Source organism: Streptomyces sp. TOM-9 (genome assembly GCF_056858595.1).
Genome location: NZ_JBXEQB010000001.1, coordinates 6206269 through 6226477, shown reverse-complemented (window position 1 = coordinate 6226477; position 20209 = coordinate 6206269). Strand labels below are relative to the sequence as shown.

Here is a 20209-nt window from a genome sequence, read left to right as displayed (position 1 = left end):
GAGCACTGCCTCCATCGGTGGGTCACCAGTTGACGGGGAACGCGCGGAAGGAGAAGAGCAGGCCGTCGCGGTGCGCCGCCTCCAGCGCCGCGGCCACCTCGTCGACCTCCTCGGGGCCGGTCACCCGGCGCGTGGGGTGGAACCGCCGCAGCAGCCGCTCCAGGCAGAGCAGCAGCACCGCCGGGGAGCGCAGCGGCGGGCTCAGGCTCTCCCGGCCGCGCAGGTGGAGGTGGACGACGGCCGCGGCGGCGGAGACCGTCGTGTACTGCTCGGCCAGGTCGAACAGCTCGGCCGACTGGCCCGCGGCCTTGCCGAGGGAGGAGGTGAGCTTGCGGTGCTCCTCGGCGATCCGGTCCAGTTCGCCGGCGAGCGCGTCCGCGGTCGCCGCGCCGTCCGCGAGCCGGGCCGCGTCGCGGCCGGTGGTGGCCGCCGCCTCCCGCCGCAGCTCGGCCACGGCCGCGCGCAGGGTGACCACCGGGTCGTCGACGCCGCGGCTGAACAGCTGCTGCCCGGCGGGCCGGTACGGCTCCATGGGGTGGGCCGGGTCGAAGAGTGCGGCGACCCTGGCCGCGGCCTGTTCGACCAGCCCCGGCGGCGGGGTGACGGCGGAGGTGAGCAGCGGTCCGAGCTGCAGGGCGATGTTCTTCAGGTTGACCACGGTGTTGCCGTCGGCGAAACCGGCCACGCCGAAGTCGCGCCGCGCCTTCTGGAAGATCCCGTGCCGGGGGTGGTCGCGCAGCCAGTGGCGGGCGCCGAGCACCACGCCCAGCCGGCCGAGCGTCCCCTCCAGCAGGGTGGGCACGAAGTACTTGACCGCCGATGACCAGATGCTGATCTGCGCCGGGGCCATCTGCAGGGCGCGCACCGCGGTGGAGGTCATGGCGTCGGCGACCAGCAGTTCGGCGTAGGACTCCGCGAGCTGCCGCCGCGAGTACGGGATCGCCGAGACCGTGGTGCCGAAGACCTCCCGGGTCGTGGCGAAGTCCAAGGTGGTGCGCAGGGCGGTGTCCACCGTGCTCAGCGCGATCAGGTTGATCAGGACGCGGGCGAACTGCCCGGCTTTCAGGGCGATCTCCAGGCCCTGACCCTCGCGGCCGACGAGCGCGGCGGACGGAACGAAGCAGTCCCGCAGCCGCACCCCGCTCATGTCGAGGCCGCGCAGGCCGTGCAGCGGCTCGTCGGGCAGCGGTTCGCAACTGCCTTTGGTCAGGGCGCGCTTGTCCAGGGCGAGGATCGAGTAGCCACCCGGGCCGCCCTGGGGGGAGGTGCGGGCGAAGAGCATGACGACGTCGGCCTGGGTGGCGTTGCCGATCGTCCACTTCTCGCCGTCGAGCAGCCAGCCGCCCTCGACGGGCCGCGCGGTCAGCTCGTTGGCGAGCACGTCGCTGCCGTGCCGGCGCTCGGACAGGCCCCAGGCCATCTTGCCGCCGGAGCGGACGTGGTCCGCGAAGGACGTGCGCTGCTCGTCGCTGCCCGCGATCCACAGCGGCATGTAGGCGATGCTGGTGATCACCATCGCGGTGGCGGTGGTGGGGTCGCGGCGGGCGACCAGCCGGAACAGGTGGTAGCCGTCCTGCACGTCGACGGCCCGGCCGCCGTGCGCGGCGGGCACGATCCAGTCGTACAGGCCCCAGGAGGCCAGCAGGTCGACGAACTCGTGCGGGTACGCCTCGCGTTCGTCCAGGTCGAGGACGCGGGCGTACGGCATGGGACCGGAGGGGTCGTTGGGGCTCCCCAGGTGGCGCTCCAGGTCGGCCATGAGCGCGGGCAGATCGGTCATGTCTCCTCGTCCTCCGGTCCCGGTCGGTCGCACAGCCGCACCGGCAGTGCCGTGAACAGGCGGCGTGCCGCGTCGAGTTCGGTGATCAGCCGGCCCGCCGGGGCGACGTCCCGGCCGGCGGTGCGCGGGTCGCGGCCCCCGGCCACCGTGAGGAGCAGCGCCGTCACGGCGGTGAGCCATCCGGCTCCGCCGGGCTCCGGCTCGCCGTACAGGCCGCCGCGGTCGCGGTGGAACCACCAGGTCAGGGCCGCCGTCGCGGCCGCGTGGAGCGGGCACAGCCGGTCCGCCAGGTCGAGCAGGTCGGGGGCCGTCCGCTGCCGCGGCGCGGCCGCCGCCTCCCGGAAGGTCGCGGCCAGGCCCGACTGCACCCCGGTGACCAGCGTCGCGGCGCGCGTCGCGCCCCGGCGGTGGAGTTCGGCGGCGATGGTGTCGGCGTGCGAGGCGAAGCCGAGCAGGATGTCGTCGCCCGGCCGGGCCCCCAGGTCGAGGGCGGCGGGGTCGAGGCCCGGCAGGGCGGCGCCGCCCAGGTCGAAGAGGGCGGCGAGCCTGCGCTCGCGCTCCGGTTCCGGTTCCCGGGGTGTGGCGTACGCGGGCAGGAACATCGCGACCGCCCGCAGGTTGCCCAGCACGCTGGTGTCGATGACCTCGACCATCGCGTTGTCCCGGACGGCCTTGTCGAGGACGGCGCCCGGGCCGTCGCCGTCCCGCAGCACCGCGCGCGCCCCGACGAGGGCGCGGGCACGGCGCGCGCAGTCGGCGGTGAGCCGGGTGGCCAGGCGCTTGACGACGGACGAGGCCAGGCCGAAGGTGCCCGGCGCGACATGGGCGTACCGGGCCGCGACGAGCGCCGACAGGTCGGCGGCCATGAACTCCGCGGCGGCCACCGCCAGTTCCCGCGCCCCGTACGGGGTGTCGGCGACCGGCTCGCCGCCCGTGCGGTGCGCCCGCGCGAACCGCAGGGCGGTGCGCAGCGCGGTGTCGGCGGTCGCCAGGCAGCCCGCGGTGCTCATCAGCCGGACGATCTGCTGGGCCCGCATCGCCCCGGCGAGCCCGGCGCCGGCGCCGCCGACCACGGCGTCCGGCGGCACGGGCACCGCGTCGAAGGCCAGGTCCGCGAAGTCGATGCCCCGCATCCCCGTGGTGCGGCGCGCGGGCAGCCGCCGCACGCGGGCGTCGGCCAGGGTCTCCGGGCCGAGCAGCAGCGCCGTGAACGCCGCCGGGCCCCGGTCGGCGGTCCTGGCCACCACGACGGCCGCGTCGGCGCTCGCGCCGCGCCCCACGAGCCATTTGGTGCCGGTCAGCGTCATGGCGCCGGTGTCGAGGCGGCAGGTGTTCGCCAGCACGTCGCTGCCCGCGTGCTCCTCGGACAGCCCGAACGCGACGGTACGGCCCTCGCGCGCCCACGCGGCGACGGTCCTGCGCTGCTCGGGGGTGCCGGCGGCGAGCACGGTCATGACGGCGGAGATGCCGAACATGGTGGCGGGCATGACGTTCACGTCCCGCCGGGCGGCGACACGGACGAGGACGTGGGTGTCCTCCAGCGTGCGCAGGCTCCCGCCGAGGTCCGCGGGGAGGTAGGCGACGTGGAAGTCCTCCTCCCGCAGCCGCGCCTCCCACCGCGCCGGGTACGCCTCTTCGTCGTCACGGGCCGCCCCGGCGGCGAAGCCGTAGGCATTCCCGGGCTCCCACGGGTCCCCGAGGGCGGCGTCCAGCGCCTCGGCGGCAGCGAAAGGGGTCTCCGGTCCCGCGGGCGTCACGTCGCCGGGCCTTCGCGGCCGCACTGCGACGGCCGTCGACGACGGAGCGGGGCCGTCCCCCTCCGCCCCCCGGGCTGCCCGCGGCCGCGGTGCCGCGCCGGGCACCCGGCCGGAAGACCCGGTCCCGCGACCGGACCGGCCCGGGGCCCAAGGGTGTTCCGCCCCCGCAGCAGACGCCGCCGGGCCGTCCGCTCCGGACCACGGCACATCGTCGCCCGGAGCGCGGGAGGCGGTCACCTCCGCGCCCGCGACGGCTCCGTCCCGCGGGGGCAGCCGGAGCCCGCGCCCCGTCCCCGGCACGTCGTCGTGCGCGGCGCCGGACACGAAGGGCGCTCCCGGCGGGGACGATTGCCGGCGCCTCACGGCCGTACCCCCACCGCGGGGCCGGGCGCGTTCGCGTCGTCCGGCGATGGCCGGGTCGCGATGCCCGCCGGGAAGGCGACCCCCGCCGCACGCAGGAACGCGAGCCGCTGGTGGAAGGCGGCGCCGGTCATGATCTGCCGGGCGACGTCCGCGACCCGCCGGTGCTCGGGGGCCGCCAGGTACGTCCCGCGGACCCAGGCGTTGAAGCTGCCCATCGCCGGCCCGCACCAGATCTGGTAGTCGACGGCACGGTCGGCCTCGCCGGTCTTGGCCCAGCGCGAAGCCATGCCCAGGTACCAGCGGAAGACCAGCGCGGCACGCCGCTTGGGGTTGCCCTCGGCGCGGGCCAGCTGGTCGGGGTCGCGCCGCCGGAAGTACGCGAGGGTCTCGTCCCACACCGTGTCCAGCGGACGCCGGAAGACCTGCTGCTCCACCTTCTGCCGCACCGCCGCCGGGATGGCCTCGATGCCGTCGTACGTCCGGTACAGCTCGTAGAGCTGCTTGGCCCGCATCGGGAAGAACGTGCCCCGCTTGAGCACCTGGAGCTCGACGCCCATCTCGAACATGTCGGCCGCCGGGGCCATCTCGAAGTCGGCGATGCCCGCCTGGGCCAGCATCTCCTTGACGCGGGGCGAGGTGTCGGCCTCCAGGCAGGACTGGTTGACCGATCCCGTCACCACGTAGTCGGCGCCCATGGCGAAGGCGGCGGCCGCCGCCTCGGGCGTGCCGATGCCGCCGGCGGCGCCCACGCGGATGCGCTCGGCGTAGCCCTCCTCCTGCTGGACGGCGTCGCGCTGCCGGATGATGACGGGCAGCAGCGCGGGCAGCGGGCGGCGGTCGGTGTGGCCGCCGGAGTCGGCCTCGACGGTGATGTCGTCGGCGAGCGGGACGCGTTCGGCGAGCCGGGCCTGCTCCTGCGTGATCGCGCCCTCGGCGACGAGCGCCCGCACCATGGCCTCGGGGGCGGGCCGCATGAACAGCTCGGCGAGTTCGGGGCGGGAGATCTTGGCGATGACCCGGTTGCCCGCCGTCACACCGTACGGTCCGCCGGCCCGCAGCCCGGCCAGCCGGTAGCGGACGAGGTGCGGGGTGAGGGCGAGGAAGGCGGAGGCCTCCACGCAGGGCACGCCGTACTTCAGGAACAGGTCGACGGCGGTGCGCTCCAGCCGCTCCTCGCTCGGGCTGTGGATGAGGTTGCAGGCGTACGGGAGGCCGGGGATCTCGTCGCGGAAGCGGACCAGGGCCTTCTCCACGGCCTCCGGGAGCAGGCCGGCCGCGCCGTACGAGCCGAGGAAGCCGGCCCGGGCCATGGCGACGACCATGCCGGCGGAGGCGATGCCGTTGGCCATGGCACCGCTCATGTAGGCGTAGCGCAGGCCGTGGGCCTTCAGGAAGGCGGCGCTGCCGAGGCGTTCGGGACCGAGCGGGGGCGCGGCGGCGACGATCTCGTGCTCGCCGGCCGGGCCGACGGCGCCGCCGGTGGCGGCGCCCAGCCCGTAGGGACCGCGCAGGACGTAGACGGGCTCGTCGAGCCGCATCAGGGTTTCGTAGACCCCGGTGTCGCCGACAGCCGGCGCCTGGGGTCCGGTCCACCGCGGCCGGTGGAGGTCGGTGGTCATGCTGCGTCTCCTGTCGCTCGCCGCTTGCTCAGGTCCGGTCGTGGTGGATCTCGATGCCGATGTCGCCCAGCCGGTAGATCCGCAGGGTCGACTTCCAGACGCTCGCGTCGCCGAGCAGCAGGATCCGGCCCGGTTCGCGGCGCACCTCCTTGACGTGCACGTCGAACTCCATGTCCGGGTCGGTGCGGAGGATCTGGCCGCGGTAGCTCCAGGTCATCTCGGTGCCGGAGGCGAGCGCGAAGCGCGGGTTCACCAGCCCGTCGGTGAGCCCGGCCTCGACGGCGTACACCTGCAGGCCCTGCAGCAGCGCCTCCACGCCCAGCGATCCGGGCATCACGGGGTCGCGGTGGAAGTGGCAGCTGAAGTACCAGTCGTCGGGGCGGATGGAGCGGTGGCCGCGCAGGTAGCCCCGGCCGTGCTCGCCGCCGCCGGGCAGGACGTCGACCCATTCGACGAGGTCGAGGTGGCCGCCGGCCAGCCGGGTCGTGCCCCGGGTGGCCTGCGCGGCACGGTGGGCGGCCAGGTCGACGCGGCGGACGCCGGCCGGGCGGGCGGGCTGCCGGTCGAGCCAGGGCAGGACGTGCTCGCCCTTGTCGAGGCCGACCTGGTTCTCCAGGGCCTTGGCGTTGAAGTAGCCGAACAGGGACTCGCCGCGGTAGAAGACCTCGCCGTCGGCGGAGAGTTCGTACGCGTAGTTCTGCAGGATCGAGCCGGGCATCCGGTCGCTGGACAGCAGCGTCGAACGGTGCCTGATGGTCTTGCCGCGCAGGTCGACGTCCTTGACGAGGGTGGCGCGGCCGTCCAGGTTGCGGATGCTGAACTGCTCGTCCGGGAAGGGCAGCGTGGCGCCCAGGTAGTAGCCGAGGAGGATGGCGGCCTGGAGGCTGGACTCCATGTGGACGCAGTTCGGCATGGACGGGTGCCCGTTGTGCGCGTAGTACCAGGCGTCCTCCGGCGCGTCGTACTCGGTGACCATGACGGCGCCCTTCTTCAGCACGCCGCGGGTGCCCTCCAGTGCCATGACGCGGTCGACGAAGAGGAAGTCGCCGTTGGGGATGTACGGCGCGCGGCTGTCGGCGTAGACCTCGAACTCGGGGCCCATCGCGACGGCCAGGTCCCCCTTGGCGGCGTGCGCCATGTGGAACTCGTTGAGCAGCGCGGGCTCGCCGCTCGCGGGGCTGAGCCGGCCGAGGAAGTGCGGCACCGTGCCGCCGGTCTCCGGGCGGTACGGGGTGCCGGGCTTCTCCACCAGGCGGATCCCGAGGCCGGTGACCCCGATCGACGGCTTGCCGTCGCGCAGCACGACCACGTCCGCGGTGATGGCGGGACGGGGCAGCAGCGTCAGCCCGGTGACGTCGATCCGGTACTCGATGCGTTCGGTCGCCGGGGTGATCTGGCCGCGGACCTTGACCTCCGTGGTCAGGCCCTGGACGGGCTGGAAGCGGGCGTCGGGGAAGCACAGGTGCAGGCCGAGGGACATCGCGTACACCTCCAGCAGCTGCACCGCGCCCTCGGCGACCAGCGAGCCGGCGAGCACCGGGTCGTCCGGGAAGTGGCAGGTGAAGTACCAGCCGTCCGGGACGAGGTGCTTGACGGCCTCGATCCGGCCGAGGCCGTGCGCGCCGCCCTTGCGGTCCAGCACGGTGACCTCGTCGGCCATGCGCAGCCGCTCGCCGGGCAGGCGCAGGGAGGTGTTGCAGCCCTCGGGCTGCCGGTGGCCCGGCCCGAAGACGTCCGCGATCCGTCCCTCGGCGAGCGCCGCCAGGTCGGCGGCGGTCAGCGCGGTGCGGGAGGTGGGCTGCACGGGCTTGAAGGAACTCGCCCCGGAGAAGGCGCCGTCACCCTTGGGCGGCACGGCCCTGCCCTGGATGATGCCGAGCGAGTTCTCCAGTTCGTCGTCGGTGAAGAAGCCGGCGCAGGCGTTGTTCAGCTTCAGGATCAGCTCGCCGTCGGCGTAGCAGTCGTAGTGGAAGAAGAACAGCGTCGTGTCGCCCTGCCGCACGAACTGGTCGATCCAGATGTCGTAGCGCAGCGTCTGGCCGACCCGCGGCAGGTCCCCCACGAAGCTGAGGCTGCTGTCGAGCAGGCGGTAGACGCGGTCCCCGCGGTTGGTGAAGTCGATGCCGAGGTAACTGATCAGCAGCAGGTCGCACTGGCCCGCCTCGATGGTCACCGCCGGGGGCACCTGGCCGTCGACGGCGTACCAGGCGTCGACCGGCACGTCGTACTCGGTGCGGATGAACGAGGGCTCGAACGCCCCCGGTTCGGCCTCCAGCGCGGTGACGCGGGTGGCGAAGTGGTACGGCGGGGCGGGCAGCCGGACACGGCGGCGGTGACCGTCGATCTCGGCGAAGCGCGGGCCGAAGACGTTCCCGATCTTCCCGGTGGCGAACTCCAGGAGGTCGTGCTCGTCCCAGACCACGCCCTCCGGCTTGGGCGGGCGTACGGCGGGGGTCGCGGGGGCGGGGGCGGTCGCGGGGGCGGACAGCAGGGCCGCCAGCTGGTCGCGCAGGGCCCGCTGGGCGTCCAGCACCTCCCGGTGGGCCTCCAGCATCTCGCTGCGCAGCCCGCGCACGAGCGCGGCGGTGCTCTCCTGCCGGGGCGGCTGTACGGGCAGCGGCGCCCCGAAGATGGCCGGGCCCGGCGGCTCCTGCGGCTCCACGACCGGCACCGGCGGGGCGGCCGCGGCTACGGTCGCGGTCACGGCGGCGGCCGGGATCATCGTGATCGGCTCCCGCTCCAGCACGAGCGCTGGTGCGGGCGGCTGTGCGGCGGGGCTGATCGACATCGCGGTGTCCCATTCCGTGGCGGATTCGGCACCCACGGCGTTCGCCGGGGCGGGGATGACGTTCCCGGTGGACGGCCCGGACGCCCCACCGTGCGTACGGCCCGCGACGGGCACCGGCGCCTCGGTGGAAGCGGGTGCGACGGGCTCCGCGACGGCGGGCACGGATGCGTTGGCCTGCGGCGTCTCCGTACCGGGAAAGGGCGGGCGGGTGGGAGGCGCCACTACGGACGCGCGGCCCGTAACGGCGGGAACGGACTGGCCGCCGTCGGGCACCCGCGCGGCGGGAAGGGGCGGACGGGCGGGAGACCCCGCGACGGACGCGCGCTCCGCCGCAACGGGCACCGGCGGATCGGCGGGAACCGCCACCGCGGACCCGCGGCCCGCAACGGCCGGGACGCACTGGCCGCCGTCGGGCACCCGCGCGCCGGGAAGGGGCGGACGGGCGGGAGACCCCGCGACGGACGCACGCTCCGCCGCAACGGGCACCGGCGGATCGGCGGGAACCGCCACCGCGGACCCGCGGCCCGCAACGGCCGGGACGCACTGGCCGCCGTCGGGCACCCGCGCGCCGGGAAGGGGCGGACGGGCGGGAGACCCCACGACGGACGCGCGGCCCGCAACGGCGCGCACCACCGGCCCGGCCCCCGCACCCGCAACCACCGCGCCCCGCGCGGGCCGCAGCCCCGCCACCACCGGTCCCGCGCCCGCGGCCACCAGCGGCGCGACCGGCGCGCCGCCCACCGTGAAGGTGCGCAGGCCGATCGGGCGCCGGGCGGCGGACGCGGAGACGGACACCGGGGTCGCGAACGCGCCGAGGTCGACCGGGACGCCGTGGGAGGCCAGTCGGGCCACGAGGCGGGCGATGTCGCCGGCGCCGCGTGCCCCGCGCCGGTCGACGGAGACCGCCACGTGCGGCTCGTCGCCGAGCGTCTCGTGGATCCAGCGGGCGCACGTACTGCTCGGTCCGACCTCGATGAAGCAGCGGAACCCGTCCGCGTACGCCCGCCGCACCAGCCGCGGGAAGTCGACCGTCTCCCGCAGCGTGACGGCGATGTTCGCGGCGACGGCGTCCGGGTCGAGGCCGGTCACGGGCGCGTAGTGCCGGCTGCTGTAGAGCGTCAGGCCGCCGACGTCGCCGGTCGGGTAGCGGTTGAGGTCGGCGAGTTCGCCGAGGACGCCGTCGACGACCGGGCAGTGCATGACGTGGTTGGCCGGGGAGCGGGCGCTGCGGCAGTCCAGTGCGGCGACGAGCTCGGCGCACTGGCCGGGGTCGCCGGCGACCACGACCTCCTGCGGGGTGTTGACGTGGGTGATGAAGACCCGGTCGAAGCGCTCGACGGCCGCCCGTACGTCGTCGGCCGTGGCGAGCAGCACATGCGTGGCCCACACCCGCGCGTCCGGGACGTCGTCGCCGAGTCCCCACAGCTCGCGCACCGTGCGCTTGGGTCCGCGCAGCATGTCGTCGAAGAGCGGCGAGGCGCTGATCTTCGCGTCCCCGCGGGCGCTCTTGATCCAGCCGCCGGTGGCGAAGAGCATGCTGCTCTCCCCGAGGCTGTAGCCGAACGCCCCCTGCACGGGCACGCCCAGGACCTCCCGCACCAGGTCCGTCGACAGCAGCGCGTAGCTGGTGCCGGCGGCCAGCATCAGGGGGATGTCCTCGACGAGTTCGCCCTCCCGGCGCATCAGTTCGCGCCGTCCGAGGGGCTCACGGGAACGCGGGTAGAGGGCGGCGCTGCGTAGGAGCTCCGCCGGGAGTTCGGCCTGCGCCTCGAACCGGGGCAGCAGCCCGGGGAAGGCACGGAAGAGGGAACGGCCCAGGCCCAGGTAGGAGTTGAAGGCGCCGGGGAAGACCAGGGCCACCTTCGCACTGCCGCCGGCGCCGATCGGCCGGGAGGTGAAGTGGCTGCCGGAGGGCGAGGTCCACTCCCCGCCCGACCGCCACACCTGCGGCAGGTCCTTGACGGCCTGGTCGATCTGCCGGGCGAGCCCGGCGGTGTCGTCGGCGACGAGGACGGCCTTGAGCCGGGCGGGGCGGTCCTCGGCGAGGGCCGCCCAGTCCCCGTCGAGTGCCGCCCGCAGCTCGCCGAGCCGTCGCAGCAGCCCCTCGATGTCGTCGGCGCCGACGGGCACGACGAGGCCGCCGCCGGAGCGCGCCCAGTCGGTCTCGGCGACCTCGCCGCGCACCATGGCACCTGCCAGGACGACGTGGCCGTGGCTGCCCGCCGTGCCGGTGACGCTCACCGACGCCGCGCGCCGTCCGTCGCGCCGGGCCCGCAGCCAGGGGCGGGAGTCGGCGGGGAGGAAGAAGGAGGAGCCGTCCGGAGGGACGGCTCCGCCGCCCGGGGCGACCGGGAAGTAGGCGTGGTGCAGGCACAGCGCGGCCCGGATGACGGAGGCGAGCGCGGAGGCGCAGCCGGTGTCGCCGACGCAGGCGTGGACTGCGGACAACGCGGTGCGCAGCTCGCCGCCGGCCCGGTCACGGGTCCAGACCCGGGCCAGGCCCTCGCGTTCGGCGGCGGTAGCGGCGCCCGCCTCGACGAGTTCGACGTCGGCCGGGGTGAGCCCGGCGGCGGCCAGCGCGTCCTCGGCGGCGCGGGCGACCAGTTCGGGGCGGGCCCCGGGGGTCACGTCCCCGCGGTGGTGGACGGCGACGGCCTCCACCGTGGCGTACACGGTCCGTCCCGGCGGCACCGACGCGGGCCGGGTGACGACGACGGCCCCGGCACCCTCGCCGAGGACGCGCAGCCCGTCCCGGACCGAGCCGGGCTCCAGCAGTTCGCGGGCGAGGGTGTTCTCGGGCCCGGCCGCGAGGTCGACGGCGCCGACGAGGACGGCCTCGACGGTCGGGTCGAGCAGCAGCAACCGGGCGACGTCGAGGGCGTCGACGCCCACCGAACTGTCGGAGGAGAGGGTGAAGGAGGGGCCGGTCAGGTTCCACAGCGAGGAGACCCGGCTGGCCATGATGTTGCCGATGTAACTGAGCACCTCGTTGGGCTCGATGGAGTCGTGGACGCCGTTGCGGGCGGCCCGGGTGAGCTCGGCCAGTTGCCCGGGGGTGGGCTCCACGCCGGCCTGCGCGCACCAGTCGGCGAGCTTGCGGCCCAGTTCGTAGCGTGAACCGTGGCCGTGCGCGCTCGGTTCCATCTCCATGCCGACGACGACGGCGACCCGGCGCGGCCCGGCGTCCCCGCCGGTGCCGGGGCGCGGCCGCTCGTACCCGGCGTCGCGCAGCGCCTCCTCGGCGACGCGCATCATCAGCAGGTGCTGCTGGTTGAAGTGGTCGAGGTCCTTGGGCGGGATCTTGTACGAGGTCGCGTCGACCTCGAACTCCTCGACGTACGCGGCCCTCGGCGCGTGCTCGCCGGCGAGCCCGGCCCGGGCGAGGGGGCCGCCCTCGACGTCCTCGAAGCCGCGCCACCGCTGTCCGGGCAGCGCGCGCACGGCGTCCAGGCCCTCGTACCCGGCGCGCTCGAAGGCGTCCAGCGTGGTGAACGAACCGAAGTGCGCGCCCATGCCGATGACGGCCAGCGGCGGCACCGGCGTCGCTGCGGAAGCGGGCTCCGGAACGCGGTCGCGGTCACGGTCGGGGGCGGGGTCGGGGGCCGAGAGGACGACGTGCGCGTTCGTACCGCCGAAGCCGAAGGCCGAGACGCCGGCCCGGCGGGGACCGCCGCCCGCGGGCTCGGGCCAGGCCACCGCCTCACGGACGACCCGGTCGGCGACGGTCCCCGGCAGGGGCTGCCCGACGCCGATGGTGGGCGGGATCGTGCCGTGCGACAGGCCGAGGACGACCTTGATGAGGCTGGTCATGCCGGCCACGGTCAGCAGGTGGCCGATGTTGGACTTGACCGACCCCAGCAGCGGTCCGCGGCCGAAGAACGCCTCGACCCCGCCGAGTTCGGTGCTGTCGCCGAGCGGGGTCCCGGTGGCGTGGCACTCCAGGTACTGGACGGCCGAGGGCTCCACGCCCGCCTCGCGGTAGGCGAGTTCGTACGCGGCGAGCTGCCCGGCGGCGTTCGGCACCAGCATGTGCTTGCCCGGGCCGTCGTTGGTGAGGGCGAGCGCGTCGACGACCGCGTACACCCGGTCGCCGTCGCGCCGGGCGTCGGCCAGGCGCTTCACGGCGACCATGGCGGCGCCCTGGCCGGTGACGATGCCCCGGGAGCGGGCGTCGAAGGGCTGGCTGAAGCCGTCCGGCGGATAGGCCCGAAGGTCGGAGAAGGACAGGTGGATGACGGTCGGGTCGGGGGCGCAGACCCCGCCCGCCAGCATCAGGTCGGCGCGGCCCGTCTCCAGGTGGGCGCAGGCCAGCTTCAGCGCGTACAGCGCGGAGGAGCAGGCGGCGTCCAGGGTGAAGCGGGGCCCGTCGAGGCCGAGCGCCGCGGCCACCACCTGGGCGGGCATCCCGCCCGCCCACAGGTTGTGGGCGGCGGCGGTGCCCGCCGGGCCGGCGGCCCCGGCGGGGTCGCCGCCGGGTGCCGCCGGGAGACCGGCGTCCGCCAGTCCCCGGGCCACCGCCGAGTCCCACAACTCTCCGGCGACCCTGCCGGAGGCCGGGGTGGGGAACGGGTAGTTCCCGAACACCACCCCGGTCCTCCGTCCGCTCCGGCCGGCCGCGGCGCCGGGGGGAGAGCCCGCGTCGGCCAGAGCGTCCCCGGCCACCCGGAGCGCCCAGTGGAACGAGCGGTCCAGGCCGGCCAGGTAGTCGGACGGGAGCAGGTATCCGCTCGGGTCGAAGGCCGTCGCGTCCCCCTCCGTGAGGAACCCGCCCCGGGTGCAGTAGATGCGGTGCCGGTCGTCGGGGTCGGTCTCGCGGACCCCTGGGTCCTGCCCGAAGATCCGGCTGTCCCCGTCGGTGCGCGAGTCCACGCCGCCGGTCAGGTTCCGCCAGTAGTCGTCGGGTGTCCCTGCCCCGGGGAAGAGGCAGGCCAGGCCGACGATCGCGTACTTGCCCATGGTGGGTCAGCCTCCGAGTGTCCGAGTCGGTCCGGTCGGGTCGGCGGTCGTCAGACCGGGACGGCGGCGGTCGCGCCGGACCGTCCGGAGGGCCCGAACTTGCCCTCCAGTTCCGGGTCCTCGACCAACGCCACCCCGTCGAGCACCTGCAGGACCCGGCCCTCGCGATCGAGCGCGGTGATCGAGCAGGTCACCCCGGTCGTGGCCGGCCGGACGTCCTCCACCGCGATCAGGAAGTCCTCGTCGGCGGGCAGGGGGGCGAAGAGCCGGATCCGGGAGACCTCCATCGGCAGGCTCGCCCGGCCGCGGAACAGCCGGACCCACACCAGCCCGGCCTGCAGCAGCAGGTCGGCCAGGACGGGGCTGTGCCGCAGGCCGTGGTAGGCGCCGTGCGCCGGGACGGGGTCGCCGAGACGGGCGCCGAGCAGCAGCCGGTGCTCGTCCGAGGCGAGGATCCGGCGCAGCCCGCGCAGCGACGGGCCGTGGAAGAGCGTGCCGTCGCGGTAGAGGTAGCCGGCGTCGGTGCCGCTCGCCGCCCGGGCCGCCTCGGCGAGGTCCGCGCGGTCCGCGGGACGCGGGCCGGGTCCGGCCGTGCCGACGGTGCCGCCGTACGCGGGGCGGCTGCGCCCGGCGGTGTCGACGGCGGAGGCCAGCACGTCCAGGGTGCCGGGACCGGCGTTCCGGCCGGGCTCCACGAACAGCCGCAGCCGCTCGGGGACCTCGCCCTCGGCGCCGTCCAGGACGACCCCCTTGAAGACCTTGAACCCGCTGACCTCGGTGACCGTCCCATCGGTCGCCGTCTCGACGGCGTTGAGCAGGGCGCCGACCGCGGCGGTGGCGGGCAGCACCCGCCTGCCGCCGATCGCGTGGTCGGCCAGCACCGTCTCGGCGGCCAGCCGGTCGAGCCCACGGTCCACCAGCAGCGACACCGGCGCGCCGGACCCGGTGGCGGGCGGCGCCGACAGCGGCTTCAGCGGGCCCGCCACGATGACCGTGTCGTGGCCGCGCTCCGCCGTGAACTGCTCGGCGAAGATGCCCGCCCCGGTCGCGACCGGCACCAGCTCCACCCCACGGGAGGCGAACATCCGGCGCAGGTCGTCGGTGACCATCCCGCCGTCCCAGGCACCCCAGTTGACCGAGGTCACCCGGGCCGACGGCAGCTCCCGCTTGAGCCGTACGGCGAGCCGGTTCAGCGCCTCGTTGGCCACGGCGTAGTCGGACTGGCCGCGGTTGCCGAAGAACCCGGCGACCGAGGAGAAGAACACCAGGTGCCGCAGGGCGGCGGTGCCGCGCAGCGCGTCCAGGACGTTGCCCAAGCCGACGATCTTGGTGCCGAGGACCCGGTGGACCTCCTCCGCCGTCTTGTCCGCGATCAGCCGGTCGGCCAGCACACCCGCGCCGTGCACGACCCCGGTGACCCGGGGCGCGTACGGGGCCAGGGCGGTCCGCACCGCGGCGGCGTCGGTGATGTCGACGGCGACGTACTCCACGCTCCCGCCGTACGCCCGCAGCCGGCGCAGGTTCTCCGAGATCTCCCGGCTGCCCGTCAGCTCCCGGTAGACCGCCTCCACCCCGCGCGGGGTCGGCTTCTCGCCGCCGGCGGCGATCCGCCGGGCGATCGCGCCCTTCAGCGTCGCACCCTCCAGCCCGGCGGCCCACTCGGGCTCCGGGGCGGCCTCGCTGCGGCCGAGCAGCAGGAGCCCCGCCGGGCGCGCCGCCACCAGCGCCCGCAGGCAGTCCGCCGTGATGCCGCGCGCTCCGCCGGTCACCACGAGCAGGTCGTCCGCGCCGATCTCCGGCACGGCCACCGCGGGCCCGGCCGGTACCTCCGCCGACGGCACGACGGTGCGGCGGCCCTGCGCGTCGTGCCCGACGTCGGCGAGGTCGCCCGCCAGGTCCTTGATCTCGCCCAGGAAGCGGGCCGCGATCGTGTGGTCGTCCAGCCCGGGCGCGAAGTCCACGGTGCGGGTGAACAGTTCCGGCACCTCGATGGCGAGGGTCTTCACCAGTCCGCTCACACCGCCCAGCAGCGCCGGGCCGGACGCACCACCGCGGTAGCCGTTCGCCCCGTCCAGCTGCGTGACCGCCACGAACGCCGCGCGCGTGCCCCCGGCCGCCGCGGCCTTCAGCGCGGGCTGCGTCTGCCGGGCCACGAGCACGGTGTGCGCCAGCCGCCGTGCGGCGTCGGCCCACTCTTCCGCGGCCGCGGCCGCCACCTGGACGACGAGGTCGAGCCTGCCCGCCGTCACGACGCGGGCCAGTTCGTCGGCGTCCCACGTCCGCAGCGACCGTACGGCGTCCGCCTCGGCCGCGGTCGCCACCCCGTCGGGCAGCCCCACGACCTCCACCCGCCAGCCGTCCGCGCGCAGCGCGGCCACCACCGGCCGGGTCAGCGTCGACCCGTCGTCCACCACGAGCGCGGTCCGCTGCTCGGCGTACGCCCCCACGACCGCGTACGGCGCGGGCAGTTCGCGTAACGCCGCGAACGTCCGCCCGATCCCGGACGCGGCCGGGTACGTCACCGTCAGCGGCGCCTCCGCACGGGTCGCGGGGACGGGCGCGGGGCCGGTGATGGAAGCGGAGGCACCGGCGAGGAACCCGGCGATGTCGTCCAGCGTGCGCAGCTCACCCAGCCGCTCGGGGTCAATGTCTCCCGACACCGGGAACCGCTCCTGCAGCGCCCCCATGATCTGCACCCGCTTGATCGAGTCAATGCCCAGATCGGCTTCGAGATCCATCCCCGGCTCCAGCATCTCCGCCGGATAACCCGTCTTCTCCGCCACCACCTCAAGCAGCGCATCGAGCACCGCAGAGTCGGCAGCAACAGGAGCAGCCTCCGGCGTCTCTACCGGTGCCGGCGTGGCAACGCCGCCGAGGAACCCGGCGATGTCGTCCAGCGTGCGCAGCTCACCCAGCCGCTCCGGATCGATGTCCCCCGACACCGGGAACCGCTCCTGCAGCGCCCCCATGATCTGCACCCGCTTGATCGAATCGATCCCCAGGTCGGCTTCGAGATCCATCCCCGGCTCCAGCATCTCCGCCGGATAACCCGTCTTCTCCGCCACCACCTCAAGCAGCGCATCGAGCACCGCAGAGTCGGCAGCAACAGGAGCAGCCTCCGGCGTCTCTACCGGTGCCGGCGTGGCAACGCCGCCGAGGAACCCGGCGATGTCGTCCAGCGTGCGCAGCTCACCCAGCCGCTCGGGGTCAATGTCTCCCGACACCGGGAACCGCTCCTGCAGCGCCCCCATGATCTGCACCCGCTTGATCGAGTCAATGCCCAGGTCGGCTTCGAGATCCATCCCCGGCTCCAGCATCTCCGCCGGATAACCCGTCTTCTCCGCCACCACCTCAAGCAGCGCATCGAGCACCGCAGAGTCGGCAACAACAGGCACAGCCTCAGGGGCAGGGGCAGGGGCAGGGGCTTCTACGGGTGCCGGCGCAGCGACACCACCGAGGAACCCCGCGATGTCGTCCAGCGTGCGCAGCTCACCCAGCCGCTCGGGATCGACGTCTCCCGACACCGGGAACCGCTCCTGCAGCGCCCCCATGATCTGCACCCGCTTGATCGAATCGATCCCCAGGTCGGCTTCCAGATCCATCCCCGGCTCCAGCATCTCCGCCGGATAACCCGTCTTCTCCGCCACCACCTCAAGCAGCGCCTCCAACACCGCAGAGTCGGCAGCAACAGGAGCAGGCGCAGGCGCAACGGTCTCCGCAGGGGTGACCTCGGGCACGGCCTCAGCCACGGCCTCAGCCACGGCCTCAGCCACGGCCGGCGGGGGTGCGGTGTCGCCGCGGAGGGTGTCGATCAGCAGGCGCGTCGCGCGCTCGTGGGCGGTGGTGATGGAGCTGCCGTGCTGCTCGATGAGCCGCAGGGCGGCGTCCGTGTCGGGGTGGCCGCCCGCGCGGACGGTCTGTTCCAGGGAGGTGATCGCCTCGCGGACGGTCGCGACGTGGGCGTCGAGGATCTCGGCCTGGAGTCCCAGGCCCTCACGGACGACGTCGCTCAGGGCGTCGGACGGGGCAGCCTCCGGAGTCGGCGCGGGCTCCGCCGTCTGCGGCGCGACCGTGACACCCGGCTCCGACAGGGCCTTCGCGTACGCCTCGCGCCGTGCGTCGGAGACGTAGTTGACGCCGCGCAGCGGGATCGTGAGCCCCTTGCGGACGGGCGCGTCCGGGAGCGGCTCGGCGTGGTCGTCGATGCCGGTGACCGGGAGGCCGAGGACGGCCAGTTCGACGGCGGCCCGCTTCAGCGAGATCTCGCCGTCCTTGCTGGGCCCGCCGTCGACCGCGACGCAGACCACGTCGCCGCGCCCGTCGAGGATGCGTTCGATGAGGTCGGACAGCACGCGCTTGGGCCCGAACTCGACGAAGACGCGGTAGCCGTCGGCGTACATCTCCTCGATGCGGGTCTGGAACGCGACGGGCTGCAGCAGCTGCTCGACGAGCGTGTCGCGGTTGGCGTCGGCGTCCGTGCCGTACGCGGCGCCCGGGGTGTTGGCGTAGACGGGGATGCCCGGCGCGCCGAGGCCGACGCGGTCGACGGCCTCGCGGAAGGCATCGGCGGCGTGGGCGACGAAGCGGGTGTGGAAGGCGGCGGAAACCGGGAGCCGCTTGGCGGGGATCTTGCGGGCGGCGACATCGGCGACGAGGCGGTCGATCTCGGCGGTGGGGCCGCCGACGACGACCTGGCCGGGGGCGTTGATGTTGCAGATGGCGACGCTGCGGTAGGTGGCGACGAGCCCCTGCACCTCGCCGAGTTCGGCGCGTATCGCGGCCATGGCGCCCGGGTCGAAGTCGGCGGCGGCCGCGCGCGGCGGGGCCATGGCCAGGCCGCGCGCGCGGGCCAGTTCGGCGAAGCCGTCGTCGTCGAGGGCGCCGGCCGCCCACAGGGCGGTGAGCTCGCCGAAGGAGTGGCCGACGGTCCCGTCGGGGGCGAAGCCGAGCTCGCGGAACCAGGCGAACTGCCCGGCCGACAGGGCGCCGATGGCGGGCTGTGCGAAGTCGGTGCGGCGCAGCGCCTCCTCCTGGGCCGCACGGGTGGCGTCGTCGAAGGCGGGCGGCGGGAAGACGACCCGGCCGAGGGTCTCCGGGCCGGTGCTGATGCGGTTGGCCCTGTCGTACGCGGCGAGGACGGGCGGCAGGGCGAGGGCGGCCCGGCGGCCCATGCCGACGTACTGGCTGCCCTGCCCGGCGAAGACGGCGGCCGTCTTCGTCCCGGACGGGAGCCCGGCGCGGCGGTAGCTGATGCCCTTGGGGTGCTGCCAGGAGGACGCCTCGGGCTTGGCGCGCAGCAGCTCCACGGCCGCGGCCCGCAGTTCCTCGAACTGGGCGTCGTCGCGGGCGACGATGCCGAGCCGCGCGTCGCCCGTGGGCACCCGGCCGGCCGGGTCGGGGGCGGCGCCCTGCTCCAGGCGGCGGGCGAGCGCCTCGGGGTCGGCGGCGTGCCACAGGCCGGTGCGGGCCACCGGGCCGAGCACCGTGCGGGCCGCGGCGGGGTCGTGCTCCTCCAGCACCATGTGGAAGTTGGTGCCGCCGAAGCCGAAGGAGGAGACCGCGGCGCGCCGCTTGTCGCGCGAGGGGTCCAGGACCCAGGGGCGCGCCTGGGGGCTGACGTAGAAGGGGGTGCGCGCGGGGTCGACGGCATCGCTGGGCCGGTCGACGTTGATGGTGGGCGGCAGCACCTTCTGGTGCAGGGAGAGCGCCAGCTTGATGAGGCCCGCGGCGCCCGCGGCGGCCTTGGTGTGCCCGATCTGGGACTTGACGCTGCCGATGGCGGCGTAGCCGAGCTGACCCGCACCGGGCTGCTCCGTGACGAACGACCCGAGGGCGGACAGCTCGGTGTGGTCGCCCACCGCCGTGCCGGTGCCGTGGGCCTCGAAGAGCTCCACGGAGCCGGCGGGCACGGCCGCGTCCTCGTAGGCGCGCCGCAGCGCAAGCTGCTGGCCCTCGGCGCGCGGGGCGTAGATGGACTTGAAGCGGCCGTCGCTGGAGGTGCCGATGCCGCGCAGCACGGCGTAGACCCGGTCGCCGTCGCGCTCGGCGTCGGCGAGCCGCTTGAGGGCGAGCATGCCGATGCCCTCGCCGATCAGCGTGCCGTCGGCGGACTCGTCGAAGGGCTTGATGACCTGGCTCTTGGAGAACGCCGGGGTCTTGCTGAAGCACATGTACATGAGGATCGTGTTCTCGGCGTCGCAGCCGCCGGTGAGCATCAGGTCGGCTCGGCCCTCGATCAGCTCGCTGACGGCGAGCTTGACGGCGGCCAGCGAGCTGGCGCAGGCGGCGTCGACGGTGCAGTTGGTGCCACCGAGGTCGAAGCGGTTGGCGATGCGCCCGGCGACGACGTTGCCGAGCATGCCGGGGAAGGAGTTCTCCTCCCACGGGATGTACGCCTTCTTGAAGCGGCGGGCGATCTCCTCGGCGTCGGCCTCGCTCAGTCCGACGCTGCGCACGACCTCCTTCAGCACGGGCGTCTGCAGGCGCGCGGAGAGCGGCTGGGTGAGGGAGTTGGCGCCGGTGACGCCGAGGATGACGCCGGTCCGGCTCGCGTCGTACCAGTCCGCACCGTCCGTGCCCGCGTCGCGCAGCACGTCGCGCGCGACGGTCAGCGACAGCAGCTGCAGGATGTCGGTGACCTCCAGGGTGTTCGGAGGCAGGCCGAACTCCATGGGGTTGAAGGCGACCTCCGGCAGGAACCCGCCGCGCCGGGCGTAGGTCTTGTCCTCGGCGGCGGGGTCCGGGTCGTAGTGGTCGTCCACGTTCCAGTGGCTCGCGGGGACGTCCTCGATGCAGTCGCGGGCGTCCACGATGTTGTGCCAGAACTCGCGCAGGTCGCGCGACTTGGGGAACAGGCCGGCCAACCCGACGATGGCGATCGGTGTCTCGGCCAGACGTGAGTGATGCACGACGGTCCTCTCGGTCATGGGCGCCGGGTGGCGGGGGC

Annotated in this window: 5 protein-coding genes; all 5 read right to left on the bottom strand. The window is 74.8% G+C overall.

Going from position 1 to position 20209, the window contains the following annotated elements; genetic code table 11:
• Positions 1–22 precede the first annotated feature (22 nt).
• Entirely contained in the window at positions 23–1780 is a 1758-nt protein-coding gene (locus tag AC1VWI_RS29140; protein ID WP_499513964.1) for an acyl-CoA dehydrogenase family protein, read from the bottom strand.
• Complete coding sequence (locus AC1VWI_RS29135; RefSeq protein WP_499513963.1) at positions 1777–3537, bottom strand: acyl-CoA dehydrogenase family protein; 1761 nt, start codon at positions 3535–3537, stop codon at positions 1777–1779. Before AC1VWI_RS29135 ends, AC1VWI_RS29140 begins: the two co-directional genes overlap by 4 nt.
• A gap of 359 nt (positions 3538–3896) precedes the next feature.
• On the bottom strand, positions 3897–5519 hold the full coding sequence (locus tag AC1VWI_RS29130; RefSeq protein WP_499513962.1) for a PfaD family polyunsaturated fatty acid/polyketide biosynthesis protein: 1623 nt from the start codon (positions 5517–5519) through the stop codon (positions 3897–3899).
• A gap of 28 nt (positions 5520–5547) precedes the next feature.
• Positions 5548–13263, bottom strand: a complete 7716-nt coding sequence (locus AC1VWI_RS29125; RefSeq protein ID WP_499513961.1) for a beta-ketoacyl synthase N-terminal-like domain-containing protein — start codon at positions 13261–13263, stop codon at positions 5548–5550.
• Between the two features lie 50 nt (positions 13264–13313).
• The gene (locus tag AC1VWI_RS29120; protein WP_499513960.1) at positions 13314–20189 is read right to left on the bottom strand and encodes an SDR family NAD(P)-dependent oxidoreductase; all 6876 of its coding nucleotides are present in this window, start codon (positions 20187–20189) and stop codon (positions 13314–13316) included.
• Positions 20190–20209 lie beyond the last annotated feature (20 nt).